Source organism: Rhizobium sp. Rhizsp42, from assembly GCF_047304155.1.
Taxonomy (GTDB): Bacteria; Pseudomonadota; Alphaproteobacteria; order Rhizobiales; family Rhizobiaceae; genus Rhizobium.
The window spans coordinates 184,719-203,190 of record NZ_JBGLYS010000001.1 but is presented as its reverse complement, the minus strand read 5'-3'; the positions used below and the strand labels follow the sequence as shown (position 1 = coordinate 203,190).

The window sequence follows — 18,472 nt, the reverse complement described above, 5'->3', positions numbered from 1 at the left end:
CTTATCGTTTGTGGCCAGTGTCGAGGTGGCGTTCCATGAAGTTTGAATAGCGTGACATGCCGAAGCAGAAAAGCCAGAAAACGAAGCCCGCAAAGATCAGGCCGGTCAAAGGCGTCACGGCACTTGCCCAGTTGGCGTCCGAGAAGTTCAGGCGCACGATGTTCAAGAGGTCGAACATGCCGATGATAGACACCAGCGACGTATCCTTGAAGGTGCCGATGAAGGTGTTGACGATGCTGGGGATAACCAGCTTGATCGCCTGCGGCATGATCACCAGCCGGGTTTTCTGCCAGTAGCCGAGGCCGAGCGAATCCGCGCCCTCGAACTGGCCCTTCGGAATGGCCTGCAGGCCGCCGCGGATGACTTCGGCCATGTAAGCCGAGGTGAAGATCGAGACACCGATCAGTGCGCGCAGCAGCTTGTCGATGGTCCAGCCGGTGGGCAGGAACAGCGGCAGCATGACGCTTGCCATAAAGAGCACGGTGATCAGCGGTACGCCGCGGACGATTTCGATGAAGGCCACGCAGACCATGCGGATGACGGGCATCTTCGATCGCCGACCGAGCGCGAGCAGGATGCCGCAGGGGAAGGAGACCGCGATGCTGACGAAGGACAGGATCAGCGTCACCATCAGGCCGCCCCAGAGCGACGTTTCGACGACCTCAAGACCGAAGCCGCCGTAAAGCAGCCAGAAGGAAACGACCGGCAGGACGAGGAACAGCAGGATGGCGTTCAGACCCTTGCGCGGCACCGACGGGATCAGCATCGGTACCAGGAGTGCAACGAACAGGATGCCGACGATGGTCGGGCGCCAGCGGTCGCTGATCGGATAGCGGCCGAAGATGAACTGGTCGTACTTGGCCTGCACGAAGGCCCAGCATGCGCCGCTCCAGCCATCAGGCTGAACGCCGCCCTGCACGGTGGTGGCGCAGAAGGTGCGGTCGGGACCGGACCAGACGGCCTGGATGAACAGCCAGTTGACGATGTGCGGCACCGCCCAGAGGATGAGCGCCAGCGCAAGCACCGTCAGCACGACGTCTTTCGGCGTCGCCAGAAGGTTCTTGCGGACCCAGGCGGTGACGCCTTTTTCTCCCGCCGGAGCGGGTTCGGGCGACAGCATGGTGGTTCGGACGAAGGAGTTCTTGGATACGGACATCGTCTTATCTCTCCACCAGGGCCATCTTGGCGTTGAACCAGTTCATGAACAGCGAGGTGAGGATACTCAGCCCGAGGTAGATGATACCCCAGATACAGACGATCTCGATCGCCTGGCCGCTCTGGTTCATGATGGTGCCGCCGACCGCGACGAGGTCCGAGAAGCCGATGGCGATCGCCAGCGACGAGTTCTTGGTGAGGTTGAGATACTGGCTCGTCAGCGGCGGGATGATGATGCGCATCGCCTGCGGTACGACGACGAGGCGCGTAACGCTCGAGGGATGCAGACCAAGCGCACCGGCCGCTTCCGACTGGCCCTTCGGCACGCCCCGGATACCGCCGCGAACGATCTCGGCGATGAAGGATGCGGTGTAAAAGGACAGCGCCAGGAATAGCGACATGAACTCGGGCCCGACGACCGAGCCGCCGGTGAGGTTGAACTTGCCGGCAACGGGAATGTCGAAGGACATCGGCAGTCCCGATGCGAGGAAGGCCACGACGGGCAAACCGACGATCAGCCCGATCGACACCCAGATGGTGTGGAACGGCTTGCCGGTAGCCGCCTGCCGCTTGTGCGCCCAGCGCGCCATGAAGATGACGGCGATGATCGCGATCACGAAGGCCGCCAGCACCGCGAGCATGCCGCTCTCGAAGATCGGGCGAGGGAAGGCCAGGCCGCGATTGTTGAGGAACATGCTGAACGGCAGATGCAGCGATTCACGCGGCTGCGGCAGAACGGCGAGAACGCCGGAATACCAGAAGAAGATGACGAGCAGCGGCGGGATGTTGCGGAACACCTCGACATAGATCTGGCACAGCTTGGCGATCAGCCAGTTGTGCGACAGGCGCCCGATGCCGACGATGAAGCCGATGATGGTCGCCGTGATGATGCCGGTGATGGCCACCAGCATGGTGTTGAGGATACCGACGACAAGCGCGCGTCCATAGGTCGAATCGCTGGAATAGCTGATCAGCGACTGGCCGACTTCGAAGCCGGCGCGGCCGCGCAGGAAGCCGAAGCCCGAGGCCGTGTTGCTGCGGGCCAGGTTGGCCGCTGTGTTGTGCGCGATCCACCAGACGAGGCCGACGAGTGCGACAACGGTGAGAACCTGGAAGAAGATGCCCCGATATTTCGGGTCGTTGAGTACGGACCGGTAGTTCCAGCCGTTTTCGGATATGGGTGTGGTGTGAGCCGCCTCTTGCTGCGCCATGCCGAGCCTTTCCCCTGTGTGCCCCTTTTAGGGCTTTTCTTTTTTGGAAGACGGAAAGGCGGCTTGGCCGCCTTTCCGGGCTTTCATATGGGGCCGATTAGCGGACCGGAGGTGCGTACTGGATGCCGCCCTTGTTCCACAGCGCGTTCAGGCCGCGAGCGATCTTCAGCGGGCTGCCCTGGCCGATGTTGCGTTCGAAGATTTCGCCGTAGTTGCCGACGCCCTTGATGACGTTTGCAGCCCAGTCGTTGGTGAGACCGAGATCGGTGCCGATCTTGGTGTCAGCCTCGGAGCCGAGGAAGCGCTTGATGTCAGGGTTCGGCGAGTTCTTCATTTCGTCGACGTTGGCCTGAGTGATGCCGAATTCCTCGGCATTGATCAGCGCGTAAGCCGTCCAGGAAACGATGTCGAACCACTGGTCGTCGCCCTGGCGAACGGCCGGGCCGAGCGGCTCCTTGGAGATGATCTCAGGCAGGATCATGTGCTCGTCGGGGTTCTTCAGCGTCAGACGCAGCGAGTAGAGGCCGGACTGGTCGGTGGTGTAGACGTCGCAACGGCCCGAATCATAGGCTGCGTTGACTTCCTCGAGCTTTTCGAAAACCACCGGATTGTACTGCAGGTTGTTGGCCTTGAAGTAGTCGGCGAGGTTGAGCTCGGTCGTGGTGCCGGACTGTACGCAGATGGCAGCGCCCGAGAGCTCGAGAGCCGACTTCACGTTCAAGCTCTTGCGAACCATGAAGCCCTGACCGTCATAATAGGTGATCGGGCGGAAGTTGAAGCCGAGAGCGGTGTCACGGTTGATGGTCCAAGTCGTGTTACGCGACAGAACGTCGATTTCGCCGGACTGCAGCGCCGTGAAGCGCTCCTTGGCGTTGGTCGGCGTGTACTTTACCTTGGTGGGATCGCCGAAAACGGCGGATGCAACGGCCTTGCAGAAGTCGACGTCGAAACCGGCCCAGTTGCCGGAAGCGTCAGGTGCCGCGAAACCGGTCAGACCGGTGTTGACGCCGCACTGAACGAACCCTTTTGCTTTTACGTCCCCGAGCGTCGTCGCCGAAGCTGCCGAAGCGCCAAGTGCGAAGACTGCTGCGCCAATGGCGACCGACAGAAGCTTAATCTTCATTTTTCCCAACCTTTTTCCGTTATCTTTTGTTTATTGTGGGAGCGTCGGCAGAAGCATGCAGACCCCCCAAAAGACCCGACACCCTCCCGGCGCGAGTTGGCCTATCACAGTCGGAAATGTCACCACGGTCAAGTCTCGCGCCACAAGATTGCGTGATATTTCGGCAATTTGCTAAGCGCGGCTCACAAAATGAGCAATTGATTACCCAAAAGGCAGCGTTTGGCGAAAAAAATCGCGCAAACTAACTGATATATCTGGATAATTGCCGTACCGAGCGGTTCTCTTTGTCGACTTTACGTTACGTGAGCGGGGTTGACCCCGCCTCGGGACAGGTCCAAGACTTCCGCAAAGCGCGTTCATTCCAAAGGCTTAATTAGACATGACAGATAGAGACGGCCTGCTTCAAAACGCCGGCATTAATACCCGCCTTTCGCATATCGGCAACGACCCTTCCGACTATCATGGCTTCGTCAATCCGCCGGTCGTGCATGCATCGACGGTGCTGTTTCCCAATGCCAAGGCGATGGACCAGCGGGCGCAGAAATACACCTACGGAACACGCGGAACGCCAACCACCGATGCTCTTTGCGAAGCGATAGACGCGCTCGAGGGATCGGCCGGAACGATCCTCGTTCCCTCGGGTCTCGCCGCCGTCACCGTGCCGTTCCTGGCTTTCCTGTCGTCGGGCGACCATGCGCTGGTCGTCGATTCGGTCTATGGCCCGACCCGCCATTTCTGCGACACGATGCTGAAGCGCCTCGGCGTTTCCGTCGAATATTACGATCCGGCGATCGGTGTCGGCATCGAGACGCTGATCAAGCCGAACACCAAGCTGGTGCACACGGAAGCGCCGGGTTCCAACACCTTCGAGATGCAGGATATCCCGGCGATTGCCGCGATCGCCCACAAGCATGGCGCGGTGGTAACGATGGACAATACCTGGGCGACACCCGTCTATTTCCGCCCGCTCGATTACGGCGTCGATATCTCGATCCACGCGGCGACGAAATATCCGTCCGGTCACTCCGATATTCTGATGGGCACGGTGTCGGCCAATGCCAAGCATTGGGAGCAGCTGCACGAGGCCAACATCACGCTCGGCATCTGCGGCGCGCCCGACGATGCCTACCAGATCCTGCGCGGCCTGCGCACCATGGGCGTACGCCTCGAGCGCCACTACGAGAGCGCGCTCACCATCGCCAAATGGCTGGAAGGCCACGAAGACGTGGCCACCGTGCTGCATCCGGCGCTGCCGAGCTTCCCGGGCCACGATCTCTGGAAGCGCGACTTCAAGGGCGCCAGCGGCATCTTCTCCTTCGTGCTGAAGGCCGATAGCCCGGCCGCCTTCAAGCCAAAGGCACATGCCTTCCTCGATGCGCTGAGGATCTTCGGTCTCGGCTGGTCCTGGGGTGGCTTCGAGAGCCTAGCGGTCCACGTCAACCTGAACGACCGCCGCGTCACCAAGGCGCCGACCGAGGGGCCGGTGATCCGCCTTCAGATCGGTCTGGAGGACGTCGCCGATATCAAGCTCGATATCGAGCGCGGTTTCGCCGCCGCCAAGACGGCCTGATCAGGTGCGCTGTCAGTCCATCGCGCGATAAGCGTAGATCCAGTCAAGATCCGCCGCGAGGCTTTGCGGCGGCTTCAGCGAGAGAACGATATCACGCCCGATCCGGAATGGACCGCGGGCGTGATAGACGAACTGGTTGAAAGCGCCGCGCTGGCGCAGCCGGTTCACGCGCGGCACGCGATGCGTCTCGAACAGCGGCAGCGCTTCTGAAACGGGACGTTTGGCCAGGAACGACGCCAGTTCGTAGGCGTCCTCGATCGCCATCGCGGCACCCTGTGCGGCAAACGGCATCATCGCATGCGCCGCATCTCCGATCAGCACCGTATCGTGACCGTTCTGCCACTTGCCGCGCGTCGCCTCGTAAAGCGGCCAGAAGGTCATCTCACCGGATTTTTCGAATAGTGTCAGCAACGCCGGGTTCCAGCGCGAGAAGCGGGCGAGCAACTGCTGTCGCTGCGCCTGCGTCGGCTGCGCCAGCCACTCGCGCGCGGCTGCGTGACCAGTCGTGATCGCCACCATGTTGAAGCTGTCGGTCTCGCGCAGCGGATAGGCCACCAGATGCGCCGATGGCCCGAGAAAGGCCGAAACACTCTCCCGGTTGAGGACGCCCCGCGCATCCGCCGCCGAGACGGTGAAGCGATAGGCGATGTTGCCGGAAAAGCGCGAGGAGGGGCTGTCCGCGATGAGATCGCGCGTCTTCGACCAGACGCCATCGGCGCCGATGATCACGCCGCTGGCGCGGGTGATCGCGGCGATGTCGCCGCTTTCGATACGCGAGCCGAGATGAAGCGTGCAGAGCGGATTGTCTTTGACTGCGGCAAGCAGCGCGCCTTGCAGGCTGGTGCGATGCAGCACCCCGTAGGGTGCCTCCCAGCGCGCGCGGGCGGCAGGGCCCGATGGCACGGCGGCCAACTCATGCAGCGACCTGCCGGAGATCAGGCGAATGTTGTTCGGCTCGAGCCAGACCGGTGTCAGCAGGTCGAGAACACCGAGCTTGTCGAGGATGCGCGATGCATTGGGCGATATCTGCAGCCCGGCGCCCACCTCGGTCAGTTCGGGCGCCTGTTCGAAGATTTCGGAACGAATGCCATGCCTGGCGAGTGCCAGCGCCGCCGTCAGACCAGCGACGCCCGCTCCGATAATAGCGGCATGTTCGACCGACATGGTCGATCCAATCTGTGTTTCGGTGAATTAAGCGACCTGGAAGTGGAAGACGCAACCGGCCGGGTTCGTCTGGGTGGCCTTCAGCGCGCCGTTGAAGCGGTAGAGAGTCGAGCAGTAGGAACAGACCTTCTCGTTCTCGTCGCCCATGTCGATGAAGATATGAGGGTGGTCGTAGGGAACGGAGGCGCCGGTGCACATGAATTCCTTCACGCCGACTTCGATGACACGGTGTCCGCCGTCGTTCTGGAAGTGAGGGATATTGTGACCGGCCATGAGGGATCTCCGAATGCCTTTGAAAACGTGCGCACCTTATAGTGCGTCGCCGGAAATGTGTCGAGCCAAAGGAGAGGCGCGCCCGATAGTTTTTGGAGGCGCTTTCGGCCGTGCTTTTTGATTGGGGCAGGGGTTCCCGTCAGCGGCCCGATAAAATATGGTCCCGGCAAAACAGGACTGCCCCGATGAACTTGAATACGCCTGCCTTTTCGACCTTCGTGCACGACGGCCTCAACCTTTCCTATTTCGACGAGGGAAATCCCGAGGGGCCGCCGGTGCTGCTCATCCACGGCTTCGCCTCGACCGCCAGCGTCAACTGGGTCTACCCGGGCTGGCTGAAAACGCTGGGCGAGGCCGGATACCGGGTGATCGCCATGGACAACAGAGGCCACGGCGCAAGCGACAAGCCGCATGATTCCGAAGCCTATCGCCCCTGGATCATGGCTGCTGATTCCATCGCGCTGCTCGATCATCTCGGCATCTCGGAAGCCGACCTCATCGGCTATTCGATGGGTGCGCGCATCTCGGTCTTCGCAGCGCTCAGCAGGCCCGATCGCGTTCGTTCGCTGGTGCTCGGCGGCCTCGGCATCGGCATGACCGATGGTGTGGGCGACTGGGACCCGATCGCCGATGCGCTTCTCGCACCGTCGATCGATGGCGTCACCCATGCACGCGGCCGCATGTTCCGCGCCTTCGCCGAGCAGACGAAGAGCGACGGCCAGGCTCTCGCCGCCTGCATCAGGGGATCGCGCGATCTGGTCGAAAGAAGCGACATGGCAAAGATCGAGGCGCCGACGCTGGTCGCCGTCGGAACCAAGGACGATATTGCCGGTTCCCCGCAGGAACTGGCGGCGCTGATGCCTGACGCCCGCGCGCTCGATATCCCCGGCCGCGACCACATGCTTGCCGTCGGAGACAAGGTGTTCAAGGCGGCGGTGCTGGACTTTTACGCGGAACTCTCCGATCGGTGACATCAGGGGCGGACGCGCAAGGACGATCGTTCACCAAAATGCGGAAATAGCGAAAAGCTGTTTCCGCCGCCCCATTTATATCAGCCGGATTTTGCCCTATATAGGGTGACACTCAAGCGCCAGTGGCGTGGCCGGATCGCGCGATCTGGCCGGAATACAATGCCCGGATGGAGTGCCATTCGGAAGACAAGGAGACCTCGATGGTCGCGAAGTCAGACATTCGTCCTCTTGAGACCCAAGGTTCGCTCAAGGCGATGGACCCGATCTGGGATAGCCTGCGCGAGGAAGCGCGTCTTGCCGCCGAAGCCGATCCGGTGTTGGCGGCGTTTCTGTATTCGACCGTGCTCAACCATCGCTCGCTCGAGGAATGCGTGATCTACCGCATCTGCGAGCGTCTCGATCACCCCGATATGCAGGCGATCCTACTGCGCCAGACCTTCGACCAGATGCTGGCCGACTGGCCGGAATGGGGCGCCATCCTGCGCGTTGACATCCAGGCCGTTTACGACCGCGATCCGGCATGCCTGCGCTTCATGGAAGCGCTGCTCTACTTCAAGGGTTTCCACGCGCTGCAGACCCATCGCCTCGCGCACTGGCTGCTCAATCGCGGCCGGCGTGATCTGGCGCTCTATCTGCAGAGCCGCTCGTCGAGCGTCTTCCAGACCGATATCAACCCGGCCGCACGCATCGGCCGCGGCATCTTCCTCGATCACGCGACCGGCCTCGTCGTTGGCGAAACCGCCGTCATCGGCGACAACGTCTCGATCCTGCACGGCGTCACGCTCGGCGGCACCGGCAAGGAGGGCGCGGACCGCCATCCGAAGATCGCCAGCGGCGTGCTGATCGGCGCCGGCGCCAAGATCCTCGGCAATATCGAGATCGGTCATTGCTCGCGCATCGCCGCCGGCTCCGTCGTGCTGAAGGCGGTGCCGCCGAAGACGACGGTCGCGGGCGTACCCGCCAAGGTCGTCGGCACGGCCGGCTGTTCGGAACCATCCAGGCTCATGGATCAAGTGATCATGGATCAGGTGATGGGCGCCGACATCTAGGCGCTTTCGCGTCGCTCATAGCGACAACATGGCCTGAAGAACGGCGGGGAAAGCGGTGTCACTACCGGCTCCGCGCCTTTACAGGCCCAACTTTCCCATGCAAAAAGCGGCCATTGAGACCGCTCAGGAGATGCAGTGTGAAGCCCGAAGAAATCAAGAAACTCGACGCCTATTTCAAACGCACGTTCAACCCGGAAATGATCGTCAAGGCACGTCCGCGCAAGAACGACTCCGCTGAAGTCTACATGGGCGAGGAATTTCTGGGCGTCGTCTACATCGATGACGAGGACGGCGACCGCTCGTACAACTTCTCGATGGCGATCCTCGACGTCGATCTCTGATCCGATCGCGAGGTCCTTCTCGCAACGATTGTGCCTGGCCGCGACATCGCGGCCTGGCCGAAATTGCTGGTCCCGCTCTGGACCACCCGGTCTTGCGCCCCATCTTGGGTTTGAGCATGTGCTCAAGCGCCATCAAGGGGAAACCGGACATGGGTATTTTCGACAAGATCAAACACGCAATCTGGGGTGAAGCGCACGCCGCCGAGGCAGCGCCTGCCGCGCCGAAGATTGAGCCCGCGCAGGCGCCGATATCGCCCTCCGCGGCCCCGAGCCCGTCTCCGACCCCTGCACCGACATCGCCAGCCACGTCCGCTCCGTCAACCTCGGTCGATATCGCCATGGTGCTCGACGCTGCCGTCAAGAAGAATGGCCAGAAGCTCGATTGGCGCCGCTCGATCGTCGATCTCATGAAGGCGGTCGGTATGGATGCGAGCCTGACCGAGCGCAAGGAACTGGCGACCGAGCTCGGCTATACCGGCGACAAGAACGACTCGGCGACGATGAACATGTTCTTGCACAAGGCACTTCTGAAGAAGCTATCGGAGAATGGCGGCAAGGTGCCGGCCGATCTGCTCGACTGATCGTCGTCGAGAAAGTATTCGCGGCTCGCAACCGAGTTTTTGGTCAAAGCTTACGGTTGCGGCCGCCTGATATATTTTAGCGAAATCAATTAAAGACGTACGTCGCTCGAAAACCGGGCCAGGATTACAATTGCCATCGCAACCAATGATTGTTTTGCATTGCACAAAGTCGCTTGACTTCGTGTGCGGTGCAGCTAACCTTCGATGTCGAGGCAGGGCAAGGAGGCCCACGCACGGCAAGTACGCAAGACAAGGAGGATAGTCATGCTGAATTTTGAGGACACGAATCGCAAGAGCAAGGAAGCCATGGACGCGGTGCTGAAAAGCTACTCGGAAACGGCCAAGGGTATGCAGGCGATCGCGACGGAAACTACCGAATATTCCAAGAAGTCTTTTCAGGACGCTGTCACGCATTTCGAGACGCTCTCGGGCGCCCGCAGCTTCGAAGACGTCTTCGAATTGCAGACCAGCTATGTGAAGTCCGCCTATGAAAACTTCGTCGCCGAAGCGACGAAGCTGACGGAAATGTACTCCGACATCGCCAAGAGCGCCTACAAGCCCTACGAGGCGCCGGTCGCGGCCGCCACCAAGGCAATGAAGCCGGCGCCGGTGGCGACGCAGACGGCGGCGTAAGCTTAGCGCACACGTCTCTTACCTCTTGAAATACAAAGACCGGCTACGCATCTGCAGCCGGTCTTTTTGTTTTGCCGCCAGGCAGTCTCAAATCTGCGCGCTATTTTTGTGTCTTTGCGCCTGACGCGGGCGAATTGTGATTGCAGTGTGAAGCAAGGGGCTTAAAATCGCTCTATTATGAACTAAGTTAGTAGTCAGACATTCGGCGGGTAAAGCACATCTCCCATGCTCCGCCGGGTTGATCGAGGAACGAATGAAAATGATCGCAACGCCCGTCCGGATGCAGGATGATAGCGAAAGGAACGGGGACAACGGAAATCGCGGCACCTCGGTCATAACGCGCACCAAACCGAAGACCAAGAAGCCTAACCTGTACCGCGTGCTTATTCTGAACGACGACTACACGCCCATGGAATTCGTCATCCACATCCTGGAGCGGTTTTTTCAGAAGGACCGTGAAAGTGCCACCCGCATCATGCTGCATGTCCACAACCACGGCGTTGGCGAATGCGGAACATTTACATACGAGGTGGCGGAAACCAAGGTGAGCCAGGTGATGGACTTCGCCCGACAGCACCAGCATCCGCTGCAATGCGTCATGGAAAAGAAGTGAGGATCTGAACGTGCCAACATTTTCGCCTAGTCTTGAGAAGGCGCTCCATCAGGCACTGACCTTTGCCAACGAGCGGCATCACGAATATGCGACGCTCGAGCATCTGCTGCTCGCCCTGATCGACGACGCCGATGCGGCAGCCGTCATGGGTGCCTGCAACGTCGATCTCGTCGCGCTGAAGAAGACGCTCGTCGAATACGTCGACAATGAACTCTCCAACCTGATCACCGGATACGATGAAGACTCGAAGCCGACCTCCGGCTTCCAGCGTGTCATTCAGCGTGCGGTAATCCATGTGCAGTCGTCCGGCCGCGAGGAAGTGACCGGCGCCAACGTGCTCGTCGCCATCTTCGCCGAGCGCGAAAGCCATGCTGCATACTTCCTGCAGGAGCAGGAAATGACCCGCTACGACGCGGTCAACTACATCTCGCACGGCATCGGCAAGCGCGCCGGTTCTTCGGAGAACCGCACGCCGCGTGGCGCCGAGGAAGGCGAAGCCGAGAGCAAGCCGAATGCCGCGCGCGGCACCGAGGAAGAAGGCGGCGCCAAGAAGCAGCAGGACGCCCTGAAGGCCTATTGCGTCAACCTCAACGAGAAGGCCAAGACCGGCAAGATCGATCCGCTGATCGGTCGTCACGCCGAGGTCAACCGCACCATCCAGATCCTGTGCCGCCGTTCGAAGAACAATCCGCTCTACGTCGGTGATCCCGGCGTCGGCAAGACGGCGATCGCCGAAGGTCTGGCCAAGCGGATCATGGAAGGCAAGGTTCCGGAAGCGCTGGCCGATGCGACGATCTTCTCGCTCGACATGGGCACGCTGCTCGCCGGTACGCGCTATCGCGGTGACTTCGAGGAACGCCTGAAGCAGGTCGTCAAGGAACTCGAAGAGTATCCTGGTGCCGTTCTGTTCATCGACGAAATTCACACGGTGATCGGCGCCGGCGCCACCTCTGGCGGCGCGATGGATGCATCGAACCTCTTGAAGCCGGCTCTGTCTTCGGGCGCGATCCGCTGCATCGGTTCGACCACCTACAAGGAATATCGTCAGTTCTTCGAAAAGGACCGCGCTCTGGTGCGTCGCTTCCAGAAGATCGACGTGGCTGAGCCGTCCATCGACGACGCCATCGCGATCATGAAGGGGCTGAAGCCTTACTTCGAGGAATATCACCACCTGCGATACTCGAACGACGCCATCAAGACGGCGGTCGAGCTGTCGGCGCGCTACATCTCCGACCGCAAGCTGCCGGACAAGGCGATCGACGTGATCGACGAAACCGGTGCGGCCCAGATGCTGCTGCCGCCATCCAAGCGCCGCAAGCTGATCACCGAGAAGGAAATCGAGGCGACGATCGCCACGATGGCCCGTATCCCGCCAAAGAGCGTGTCGAAGGACGACGAAGCCGTTCTCGCCAATCTCGAGCAGGAACTGCGCTCAGTCGTCTACGGCCAGGATCTCGCGATCGAAGCGCTCTCGACCTCGATCAAGCTGGCACGCGCCGGCCTGCGCGAACCGAACAAGCCGATCGGCTCCTACGTTTTCTCCGGCCCGACCGGCGTCGGTAAGACGGAAGTGGCCAAGCAACTGGCCTCGTCGCTCGGCGTCGAGCTTCTGCGCTTCGACATGTCCGAGTACATGGAGCGGCACACGGTTTCGCGTCTGCTCGGTGCACCTCCCGGCTATGTCGGCTTCGACCAGGGCGGTCTCTTGACCGATGGCGTCGACCAGCATCCGCATTGCGTGGTTCTGCTCGACGAAATCGAAAAGGCCCATCCCGACATCTACAACATCCTGTTGCAGGTGATGGACCATGGCACGCTGACCGACCACAACGGCAAGAAGATCGACTTCCGCAACGTCATCCTGATCATGACGACCAATGCGGGCGCGTCGGAAATGGCAAAGGCCGCCTTCGGCTTCGGTTCGTCCAAGCGGACGGGCGAGGACGAGGAAGCGCTGAACCGCATCTTCACGCCGGAATTCCGCAACCGTCTCGACGCGGTCATTCCGTTCGCACCGCTGCCGACCGTGGTCATCCACAAAGTCGTGCAGAAGTTCATCATGCAGCTCGAAGCCCAGCTTTCCGAGCGGAATGTCACCTTCGACCTGCACGAGGATGCGATTTCGTGGCTGGCCGAGAAGGGCTACGACGAAAAGATGGGCGCCCGTCCGCTGGCGCGCGTCATCCAGGACGTCATCAAGAAGCCGCTGGCCAACGAAATCCTCTTCGGCAAGCTGAAGAAGGGCGGCGTCGTCAACGTTACCGTCGGACCGAAGGAAGACGGCAAGCCGGGCATCATCCTGGAAGCCGTGTCGGACACCGCGCCGATCAAGCCGAAGCCGGAAGCCGAGGTCGTACACCCCGAGGTGGACGACGAGGATGATGGCGAGCTGAAGACGAAGGCCAAGGCCAAGAAGGCCACGGTCAAGAAGTCGAAGGCAGCGGCGGTTGCCGAGCCCGAGGTAAAGAGCGCGCCGAAGAAGGGCGCGGTGCCAAGGGTGCCGAAGAAGTAAAACGAATATAAAAGGCGGCTCCCGGGCCGCCTTTTTTGATGTTTCGGAGCCTGTGCCTCCGACACGCGAACGCTACCCAGAAACGCTGGTCAGAGCGGTGTGTGGTCGATCTCGATAAACTCTTCGACCTCAGGCACCCAATGGTCGCGGACAAAGGCCGTGTGTACGGGATGCTCGTTGTAAGCGTCGTATCCGGCCTGATTTTCGAACTCCATCGAAAAGCCGAAGGCGAAGCTGTTCTTTCGGCTGGTCTGCCGCAACTGCTCAAAGTTTCTCACACTTGGGATCGTTGTGAGGATGAGTGCTGCGTCCAGAAAGGCCTTTTCCTCGGCGGATCCTTCCGCGTGCTTCAGGCGAAATGCCACGGTATGACGTATCATTGGTGTTCTCCTGATGTGGGTGCGGTCAGCCCAGTCGGCCTCATCAATCAAAGCTCCGCTTTGATCTTCTCCGCATTCGCAGCCAGCACGGCGCCATCTTCCATTTGGCCGGAATGCGGCTTCAGTGCGATGCCTTCGTGCCGTGGGATGACGTGGAAGTGCAGGTGGAATACGGTCTGGCCTGCCGCTGGTTCGTTGAACTGGCAGACGAAGACGCCATCGGCGTCAAACGCTTCCTTCACCGCGTTGGCGATCGTCTGGACGACGGGGATAGTCTTGGCGAGTGCGGCCGGATCGGCGTCGAGAAGGTTGCGCGAGGCGGCTTTCGGCACGACAAGCACGTGGCCCGGCGCCTGCGGCATCACATCCATGAAGGCCAGCGTATGTTCGTCCTCGTAGACCTTGACCGAGGGGATCTCGCCACGCAGGATTTTGGCGAAGATGTTGTTGGTGTCGTAAGCCGCGCTCGTCATCTTATCTCTCCTGATGGTGTCGTCTTCGCGTAGCGCGGCTGAGGCGAGGGCGTCAATCCTCCTGTAGCCGCTCGCCGCGACGGAACGGGCTGTGCTCGCTCAAAATCTCGTTCATGTGCTCGACGTCGTCGCGCTCGCGGGCGAGGTAAGCGCCGATCGCCTGGCGAAGGCCCGCATGGGCGACATAGTGAGCCGAGTGCGTTGTCACCGGTAGGTAACCTCGCGCCAGCTTGTGCTCTCCCTGCGCGCCTGCCTCCACCCGCTTTAGCCCCTTGGCGAGCGCGAAATCGATCGCCTGGTGATAGCAGACCTCGAAGTGCAGGAAGGGATGATCCTCGATGCAGCCCCAATGCCGGCCGTAGAGCGTTTCGGAGCCGATAAAGTTGATGGCGCCGGCGACGTAGCGGCCATTGTGCTTGGCCATGACAAGCAGGATATCCTCGGGCATGCGCTCGCCGATCAGCGAATAGAACTCCCGCGTCAGATAGGGCCGTCCCCATTTGCGGCTGCCGGTATCCATGTAGAAGGCAAAGAACTGGTCCCAGATATCCTCGGTGAGGTCGCTTCCAGTCAGCCAGTCGATGCTGATGCCGTTTTCGAGCGCGGCGCGACGTTCCTTGCGCAGCGCCTTGCGCTTGCGCGAGGCGAGCGTTTCCAGGAATTCATCGTGGTTGGCATAGCCTTCGTTGATGAAGTGGAACTGCTGGTCGGTGCGGTGCAGATACTCCTCGCTCTCCAGCACCGCCATTTCGTCGTCGGGCACGAAGGTGATGTGCGCGGAGGAGACGCCGAGACGACGCACGACTTCCTTCAGGCTCTCCGCCATCGCGTCCTGTACGGCGAGACGCGGATAATCCTCGGCGACGAGCAGGCGCGGGCCGGTGGCGGGCGTAAAAGGGATCGAGCATTGTAGCTTCGGATAATAGCGGCCGCCGGCACGCTCGAAGGCGTCGGCCCAGCCATGGTCGAAGACATATTCGCCGCGGCTGTGGTTCTTCAGATAGCCGGGCAGGGCGCCGACAAGGCGTCCGTCGTCCGTCTCGAGCAGCATGTGGTGCCCGAGCCATCCCGTCTCCGCCGTTGCCGATCCCGATTCCTCGAGCGAGGACAGGAAGGCATGCGAGACGAAGGGGTTGTAGGCGATCGATGTGTTTGATCGGGAAGCCCCGGCGAGCTTGAACCAGCTCTCCGGGGAAATAGCGGTGAAAGACCGCTCTATGCGGATTGAAAGTTCATCAGTCATGGAGCGAATGCGAGACCGTTTCAATGATTTGGGGGCATTGCCAGTCTGCGCATATCTTGATGAAAAAGCGAGGGCTTGTTGAAAAAGCGAGCGTCAAACGGACGCGCGCGGGTCGAAGCCCTCGAAGGTCATTTGGTCGGCGTTTTCGAAGGTATGCTTGCGCGCCTTCTCGTCACGAACCGTCCAGGTGATGACGACGATGCCCTTCTCTCGCTCTGCCGTGATGAACGAGTTGGGCAGGTCCGCATAGAAATAGGAAATGAAGTCGAGACCGTGTTTCATAGCCTTTTCATGGGCTTGGAACTCCTCCGGCTTGTTTCCACCGGCCGTCAACCCGATCGGGTAGGGAGCGTTCAGCGCCTTCAGTTCCTTCAAGAGCCAATGGTCGAAGCTCATCAGCGCCACCTGGCCTTCATAGCCCTCGAGCTCTTCCAGCACCGCCTCGACGAAGCCTTCATCGTCGGTTTCACGGCCCTTGAGCTCGATCACGAGCGGCACTTTTCCCTTCACAAGTTCGAGAAGTTGGCGAAGCGTCGGGATCTTGTCGGCCGTTCCGCCGACCGAGAGCATGCCAAGTTCCTTCGATGTACGCTCGCGCACGTCGCCTTTCAGATTGCAAAGGCGCTCGAGATTCTCATCGTGAAAGACGACGGGAACGCCATCCGAGGCATAATGCAGGTCGCATTCGATCGCGAAGCCTGCCTCGACCGCGCGCGCGAAGGCGGAAAGCGTGTTCTCCCAAACGACCTTGTTCTGGTCGTGATAGCCGCGGTGAGCGACGGGACGTTCCTTAAGCCATGCTGCAGAGGTCATTATGCGATTTCCATGATAGCATCGATTTCGACGGCGGCGTTCAGCGGCAGCGCCGCCATGCCGACGGCGGCACGCGCGTGTTTGCCGGCATCGCCGAGAACATTGGCGATAAGGTTAGACGCACCATTGATGACGAGGTGCTGTTCGACGAATTCAGGCACGGAAGCCACGAAGCCGTTCAGCTTGATGACGCGCTTGATGCGGCTAAGATCGCCGCCGAGTGCTGCACTTGCCTGCGCCAGGATGTTGATGACGCAGAGTTCAGCAGCGCGCTGGCCCGTGGCGACGTCGACATTGCGGCCGAGGTGGCCGGTAACCGCGATCTTGCCGTCTTCGATCGGCAACTGGCCGGAGATGTGGAGGACGTTGCCCGAGATGACATAGGAAACGTAGTTGGCGGCGGGTGCTGCAGCCTGGGGCAGGGATATCCCCATCTCTTTCAGCCGTGCTGCGATCTGATCGGACATTTTTCTCTCCGCTTTTATTGTGAATAGTTCTAAAACTATGCATCCGGGCTTGAATCAATTTTGTGACACGATCGAGCCTCGATTTAGCCGGATGCGTTCTTATAACATCGTTGGTGAGTCCAACAGGAGATTATCAATGGTCCGATCGAGTCTTGCCGCGCTGTTGCTTGCAGGCGTTTCGGCAACCGCTCATGCGGCGACACCCGCAGCCGGCGCAGTGATGGCCACGGGCCTGATCGCGCATCGGGCGATCTACGATCTGGAACTGAAGGATGCGTCGGAGCGCTCCGGCATTTCGGGCATGTCCGGCCGCATGGTCTACGAGTTCGATGGTGACTATTGCACCGGCTACACCACGAAGTTTCGCTTCGTGACGCAGATCGACACCGGCGATGCCGTGCGCGTCAGCGATCAGCAGACCAATACGTTCGAGAACCTGAAGGACCGCAAGTTCACCTTCGACACCAAGTCGTTTACCGACGACCAGCTCGACAAGGAAGTGAACGGTGCCGCCCAGGATCAGGCCGATGGAACCAAGGTCGATCTGAAGCAGCCGGCGAGCAAGGAGCTGCAGCTGGCCGCAAGCCGCTTCCCCACCGAGCACATGATGGACGTCATCAAGAACGCCAAGGCCGGCAACCGCCTGTTTGAAGCCCGCGTCTTCGATGGCTCGGATGATGGCGACAAGGCGCTGGCGACGACAACGGTTGTCGGCAAGGCGGTGACACCCGTTAGCGACGAAGCCGATGCCGGCAATGCGGGCGCCTTCTCCAAGACCTCGTTCTGGCCGGTGACCATTTCCTATTTCAACGAGAACACCAAGACGGACGCCCTTCCGGTCTATCGCATGTCGTTCAAGCTCTATGAGAATGGCATCACGCGCGACCTGACGATGGATTACGGCGATTTTGTCCTGACCGGCAAGCTCTCCAAGCTGGAGCTTCTGGACGCCAAAACCTCGCCTGTAAGTAATTGCACGCGTTGAACGATTTCACCGTTTCAGTTTGACACGGTATGCAAAGCGACGCGCTCTGTGCTAGAGATCGCTCTATAGTGAGCATTGACGGCAAGCGGAGTGCATATTTTGCCAGGCTTTAGAGTATCGATCATGGCCGTGACGGCCTTGGCTGTCGCCATGCTGGCGGCTGCATTTTCTAGTTCGATCTCCGCGGCCGATTGCGGCTCGACCGCCTCCGCGGGTATAGATTGGGGCGGTTGCAGCAAGAAAAACCTGATGTTGCAGGATGGCGATTTCGAGAAGGGAAACCTCGCCGACGCCGATTTCACGCTCACCAATCTCAGCCACAGCAATCTCGCCTCCGCCAACCTGGAAAAGGCGACGTTGGTGCGTACCTGGTTTACCGGCTCCGATCTGACGAAGGCAAATTTCTCCAAGGTCGAAGCTTATCGCTCCGGCTTTGAAGGCGTTAAGGCCGAAGGCGCCAATTTCACAGGCGCGGAGCTGCAGCGCGCCAACTTCAGTGGCGCAACGCTGAAGGGCGTCAATTTTGAAAAGGCTGAACTCGGTCGCGTCAACTTCAAGGGCGCAGACGTTACGGGCGCGAATTTCTCGCTGACCAACCTGTCGCGCGCCGATCTCAGCGGCGCCACCTTCACCGGTCCGATCTCGTTCGACCGCGCCTTCCTGTTCCTGACCAGGATAAGTGGATTGGATCTGTCGCAGGCGACCGGCCTTGAAGAGGCGCAGGTGGCACTGGCCTGTGGCGATTCGAAGACCAAGCTGCCCCAGGGCATGGCGACGCCGACAAGCTGGCCCTGCGACGCCGACTGATCCGCCCCAAGGTCCGGAATGTGCCTAAAGGCCGGGCATAGCGGTTATTTTGCCGATAAGGCTTGATTTTCCGGGGCGGGGAGGGTATGGCCCCCGCATTCCACACGT

20 protein-coding genes are annotated in these 18,472 nt (G+C 60.5%); 10 read left to right on the top strand and 10 right to left on the bottom strand.

Going from position 1 to position 18,472, the window contains the following annotated elements; translation table 11 throughout:
- Position 1: 1 nt before the first annotated feature.
- From ACCD05_RS01015 to ACCD05_RS01005, 3 genes are all read right to left on the bottom strand, one after another.
- A complete protein-coding gene (locus tag ACCD05_RS01015) occupies positions 2-1,156 on the bottom strand; it encodes an amino acid ABC transporter permease (RefSeq protein ID WP_113200282.1) in 1,155 nt (384 codons plus the stop codon).
- Between the two features lie 4 nt (positions 1,157-1,160).
- Positions 1,161-2,366 carry an amino acid ABC transporter permease gene (locus tag ACCD05_RS01010; protein WP_111561392.1) on the bottom strand — a complete coding sequence of 402 codons (1,206 nt, stop codon included), beginning with the start codon at positions 2,364-2,366 and terminating at the stop codon, positions 1,161-1,163.
- Positions 2,367-2,463: 97 nt separating this feature from the next.
- Entirely contained in the window at positions 2,464-3,489 is a 1,026-nt protein-coding gene (locus ACCD05_RS01005; RefSeq protein WP_018900028.1) for an amino acid ABC transporter substrate-binding protein, read from the bottom strand.
- Positions 3,490-3,868: 379 nt separating this feature from the next.
- Here ACCD05_RS01005 and ACCD05_RS01000 point away from each other — a divergent pair, with 379 nt between their 5' ends.
- Positions 3,869-5,059: a cystathionine beta-lyase gene (locus ACCD05_RS01000; protein ID WP_413390617.1), complete on the top strand. Its 1,191-nt coding sequence runs from the start codon at positions 3,869-3,871 to the stop codon at positions 5,057-5,059.
- A 12-nt stretch (positions 5,060-5,071) separates the two neighbouring features.
- Here the strand turns inward: ACCD05_RS01000 and ACCD05_RS00995 are convergent, their stop codons facing one another.
- Both ACCD05_RS00995 and ACCD05_RS00990 read right to left on the bottom strand, forming a co-directional pair.
- Complete coding sequence (locus ACCD05_RS00995) at positions 5,072-6,223, bottom strand: FAD-dependent monooxygenase (protein WP_413390615.1); 1,152 nt, start codon at positions 6,221-6,223, stop codon at positions 5,072-5,074.
- Positions 6,224-6,250: 27 nt separating this feature from the next.
- A complete protein-coding gene (locus ACCD05_RS00990) occupies positions 6,251-6,496 on the bottom strand; it encodes a zinc-finger domain-containing protein (protein ID WP_018900025.1) in 246 nt (81 codons plus the stop codon).
- A gap of 185 nt (positions 6,497-6,681) precedes the next feature.
- Here ACCD05_RS00990 and ACCD05_RS00985 point away from each other — a divergent pair, with 185 nt between their 5' ends.
- From ACCD05_RS00985 to clpA, 7 genes are all read left to right on the top strand, one after another.
- Positions 6,682-7,467, top strand: coding sequence for an alpha/beta fold hydrolase (locus ACCD05_RS00985; protein ID WP_413390613.1), 786 nt, complete (start codon positions 6,682-6,684; stop codon positions 7,465-7,467).
- A 200-nt stretch (positions 7,468-7,667) separates the two neighbouring features.
- Positions 7,668-8,516 carry a serine O-acetyltransferase gene (cysE, locus tag ACCD05_RS00980; protein ID WP_026283285.1) on the top strand — a complete coding sequence of 283 codons (849 nt, stop codon included), beginning with the start codon at positions 7,668-7,670 and terminating at the stop codon, positions 8,514-8,516.
- A gap of 137 nt (positions 8,517-8,653) precedes the next feature.
- The gene (locus tag ACCD05_RS00975) at positions 8,654-8,857 is read left to right on the top strand and encodes a DUF3126 family protein (RefSeq protein ID WP_018900022.1); all 204 of its coding nucleotides are present in this window, start codon (positions 8,654-8,656) and stop codon (positions 8,855-8,857) included.
- Between the two features lie 149 nt (positions 8,858-9,006).
- Positions 9,007-9,438, top strand: coding sequence for a DUF3597 domain-containing protein (locus tag ACCD05_RS00970; RefSeq protein WP_413390611.1), 432 nt, complete (start codon positions 9,007-9,009; stop codon positions 9,436-9,438).
- 264 nt (positions 9,439-9,702) lie between these two features.
- Complete coding sequence (locus ACCD05_RS00965) at positions 9,703-10,071, top strand: phasin family protein (protein ID WP_413390609.1); 369 nt, start codon at positions 9,703-9,705, stop codon at positions 10,069-10,071.
- Positions 10,072-10,330: 259 nt separating this feature from the next.
- Positions 10,331-10,684, top strand: coding sequence for an ATP-dependent Clp protease adapter ClpS (gene clpS / locus ACCD05_RS00960; protein WP_018900019.1), 354 nt, complete (start codon positions 10,331-10,333; stop codon positions 10,682-10,684).
- A gap of 10 nt (positions 10,685-10,694) precedes the next feature.
- The gene (clpA, locus tag ACCD05_RS00955; protein WP_018900018.1) at positions 10,695-13,196 is read left to right on the top strand and encodes an ATP-dependent Clp protease ATP-binding subunit ClpA; all 2,502 of its coding nucleotides are present in this window, start codon (positions 10,695-10,697) and stop codon (positions 13,194-13,196) included.
- Between the two features lie 89 nt (positions 13,197-13,285).
- Here the strand turns inward: clpA and ACCD05_RS00950 are convergent, their stop codons facing one another.
- The 5 genes from ACCD05_RS00950 to ACCD05_RS00930 form a co-directional block, all read right to left on the bottom strand.
- Positions 13,286-13,576 (bottom strand): Dabb family protein, encoded by a 291-nt coding sequence (locus ACCD05_RS00950; RefSeq protein ID WP_413390607.1) that lies wholly within the window; start codon positions 13,574-13,576, stop codon positions 13,286-13,288.
- Positions 13,577-13,623: 47 nt separating this feature from the next.
- Positions 13,624-14,049, bottom strand: coding sequence for an HIT family protein (locus tag ACCD05_RS00945; protein ID WP_018900016.1), 426 nt, complete (start codon positions 14,047-14,049; stop codon positions 13,624-13,626).
- Positions 14,050-14,101: 52 nt separating this feature from the next.
- Positions 14,102-15,292 carry a GNAT family N-acetyltransferase gene (locus ACCD05_RS00940; protein ID WP_413390605.1) on the bottom strand — a complete coding sequence of 397 codons (1,191 nt, stop codon included), beginning with the start codon at positions 15,290-15,292 and terminating at the stop codon, positions 14,102-14,104.
- 93 nt (positions 15,293-15,385) lie between these two features.
- A complete protein-coding gene (locus ACCD05_RS00935) occupies positions 15,386-16,105 on the bottom strand; it encodes a glycerophosphodiester phosphodiesterase (protein WP_413390603.1) in 720 nt (239 codons plus the stop codon).
- Positions 16,105-16,572, bottom strand: a complete 468-nt coding sequence (locus tag ACCD05_RS00930; protein ID WP_047510218.1) for a RidA family protein — start codon at positions 16,570-16,572, stop codon at positions 16,105-16,107. The genes ACCD05_RS00935 and ACCD05_RS00930 overlap by 1 nt, the downstream gene beginning before the upstream one ends.
- Positions 16,573-16,708: 136 nt before the next feature.
- Between ACCD05_RS00930 and ACCD05_RS00925 the strand changes: the two genes are divergently transcribed.
- Positions 16,709-17,557, top strand: a complete 849-nt coding sequence (locus tag ACCD05_RS00925) for a cell envelope integrity EipB family protein (RefSeq protein ID WP_413390600.1) — start codon at positions 16,709-16,711, stop codon at positions 17,555-17,557.
- Between the two features lie 123 nt (positions 17,558-17,680).
- On the top strand, positions 17,681-18,364 hold the full coding sequence (locus tag ACCD05_RS00920; protein WP_197067341.1) for a pentapeptide repeat-containing protein: 684 nt from the start codon (positions 17,681-17,683) through the stop codon (positions 18,362-18,364).
- Positions 18,365-18,472: the final 108 nt, after the last annotated feature.

Bases quoted from the DNA above. Each gene is read 5' to 3' on its own strand.
- ACCD05_RS00965 (WP_413390609.1), top strand. From the start codon at position 9,703: ATGCTGAATTTTGAGGACACGAATCGCAAGAGCAAGGAAGCCATGGAC.
- clpS (WP_018900019.1), top strand. From the start codon at position 10,331: ATGATCGCAACGCCCGTCCGGATGCAGGATGATAGCGAAAGGAACGGG.
- cysE (WP_026283285.1), top strand. From the start codon at position 7,668: ATGGTCGCGAAGTCAGACATTCGTCCTCTTGAGACCCAAGGTTCGCTC.
- ACCD05_RS00945 (WP_018900016.1), bottom strand. From the start codon at position 14,049: ATGACGAGCGCGGCTTACGACACCAACAACATCTTCGCCAAAATCCTG.
- ACCD05_RS00985 (WP_413390613.1), top strand. From the start codon at position 6,682: ATGAACTTGAATACGCCTGCCTTTTCGACCTTCGTGCACGACGGCCTC.
- ACCD05_RS00940 (WP_413390605.1), bottom strand. From the start codon at position 15,292: ATGACTGATGAACTTTCAATCCGCATAGAGCGGTCTTTCACCGCTATT.
- ACCD05_RS00925 (WP_413390600.1), top strand. From the start codon at position 16,709: ATGGTCCGATCGAGTCTTGCCGCGCTGTTGCTTGCAGGCGTTTCGGCA.
- ACCD05_RS00930 (WP_047510218.1), bottom strand. From the start codon at position 16,572: ATGTCCGATCAGATCGCAGCACGGCTGAAAGAGATGGGGATATCCCTG.
- ACCD05_RS00935 (WP_413390603.1), bottom strand. From the start codon at position 16,105: ATGACCTCTGCAGCATGGCTTAAGGAACGTCCCGTCGCTCACCGCGGC.
- ACCD05_RS01010 (WP_111561392.1), bottom strand. From the start codon at position 2,366: ATGGCGCAGCAAGAGGCGGCTCACACCACACCCATATCCGAAAACGGC.
- ACCD05_RS00995 (WP_413390615.1), bottom strand. From the start codon at position 6,223: ATGTCGGTCGAACATGCCGCTATTATCGGAGCGGGCGTCGCTGGTCTG.
- ACCD05_RS01015 (WP_113200282.1), bottom strand. From the start codon at position 1,156: ATGTCCGTATCCAAGAACTCCTTCGTCCGAACCACCATGCTGTCGCCC.
- ACCD05_RS01000 (WP_413390617.1), top strand. From the start codon at position 3,869: ATGACAGATAGAGACGGCCTGCTTCAAAACGCCGGCATTAATACCCGC.
- ACCD05_RS00990 (WP_018900025.1), bottom strand. From the start codon at position 6,496: ATGGCCGGTCACAATATCCCTCACTTCCAGAACGACGGCGGACACCGT.
- ACCD05_RS00970 (WP_413390611.1), top strand. From the start codon at position 9,007: ATGGGTATTTTCGACAAGATCAAACACGCAATCTGGGGTGAAGCGCAC.
- ACCD05_RS00950 (WP_413390607.1), bottom strand. From the start codon at position 13,576: ATGATACGTCATACCGTGGCATTTCGCCTGAAGCACGCGGAAGGATCC.
- ACCD05_RS00920 (WP_197067341.1), top strand. From the start codon at position 17,681: ATGGCCGTGACGGCCTTGGCTGTCGCCATGCTGGCGGCTGCATTTTCT.
- ACCD05_RS01005 (WP_018900028.1), bottom strand. From the start codon at position 3,489: ATGAAGATTAAGCTTCTGTCGGTCGCCATTGGCGCAGCAGTCTTCGCA.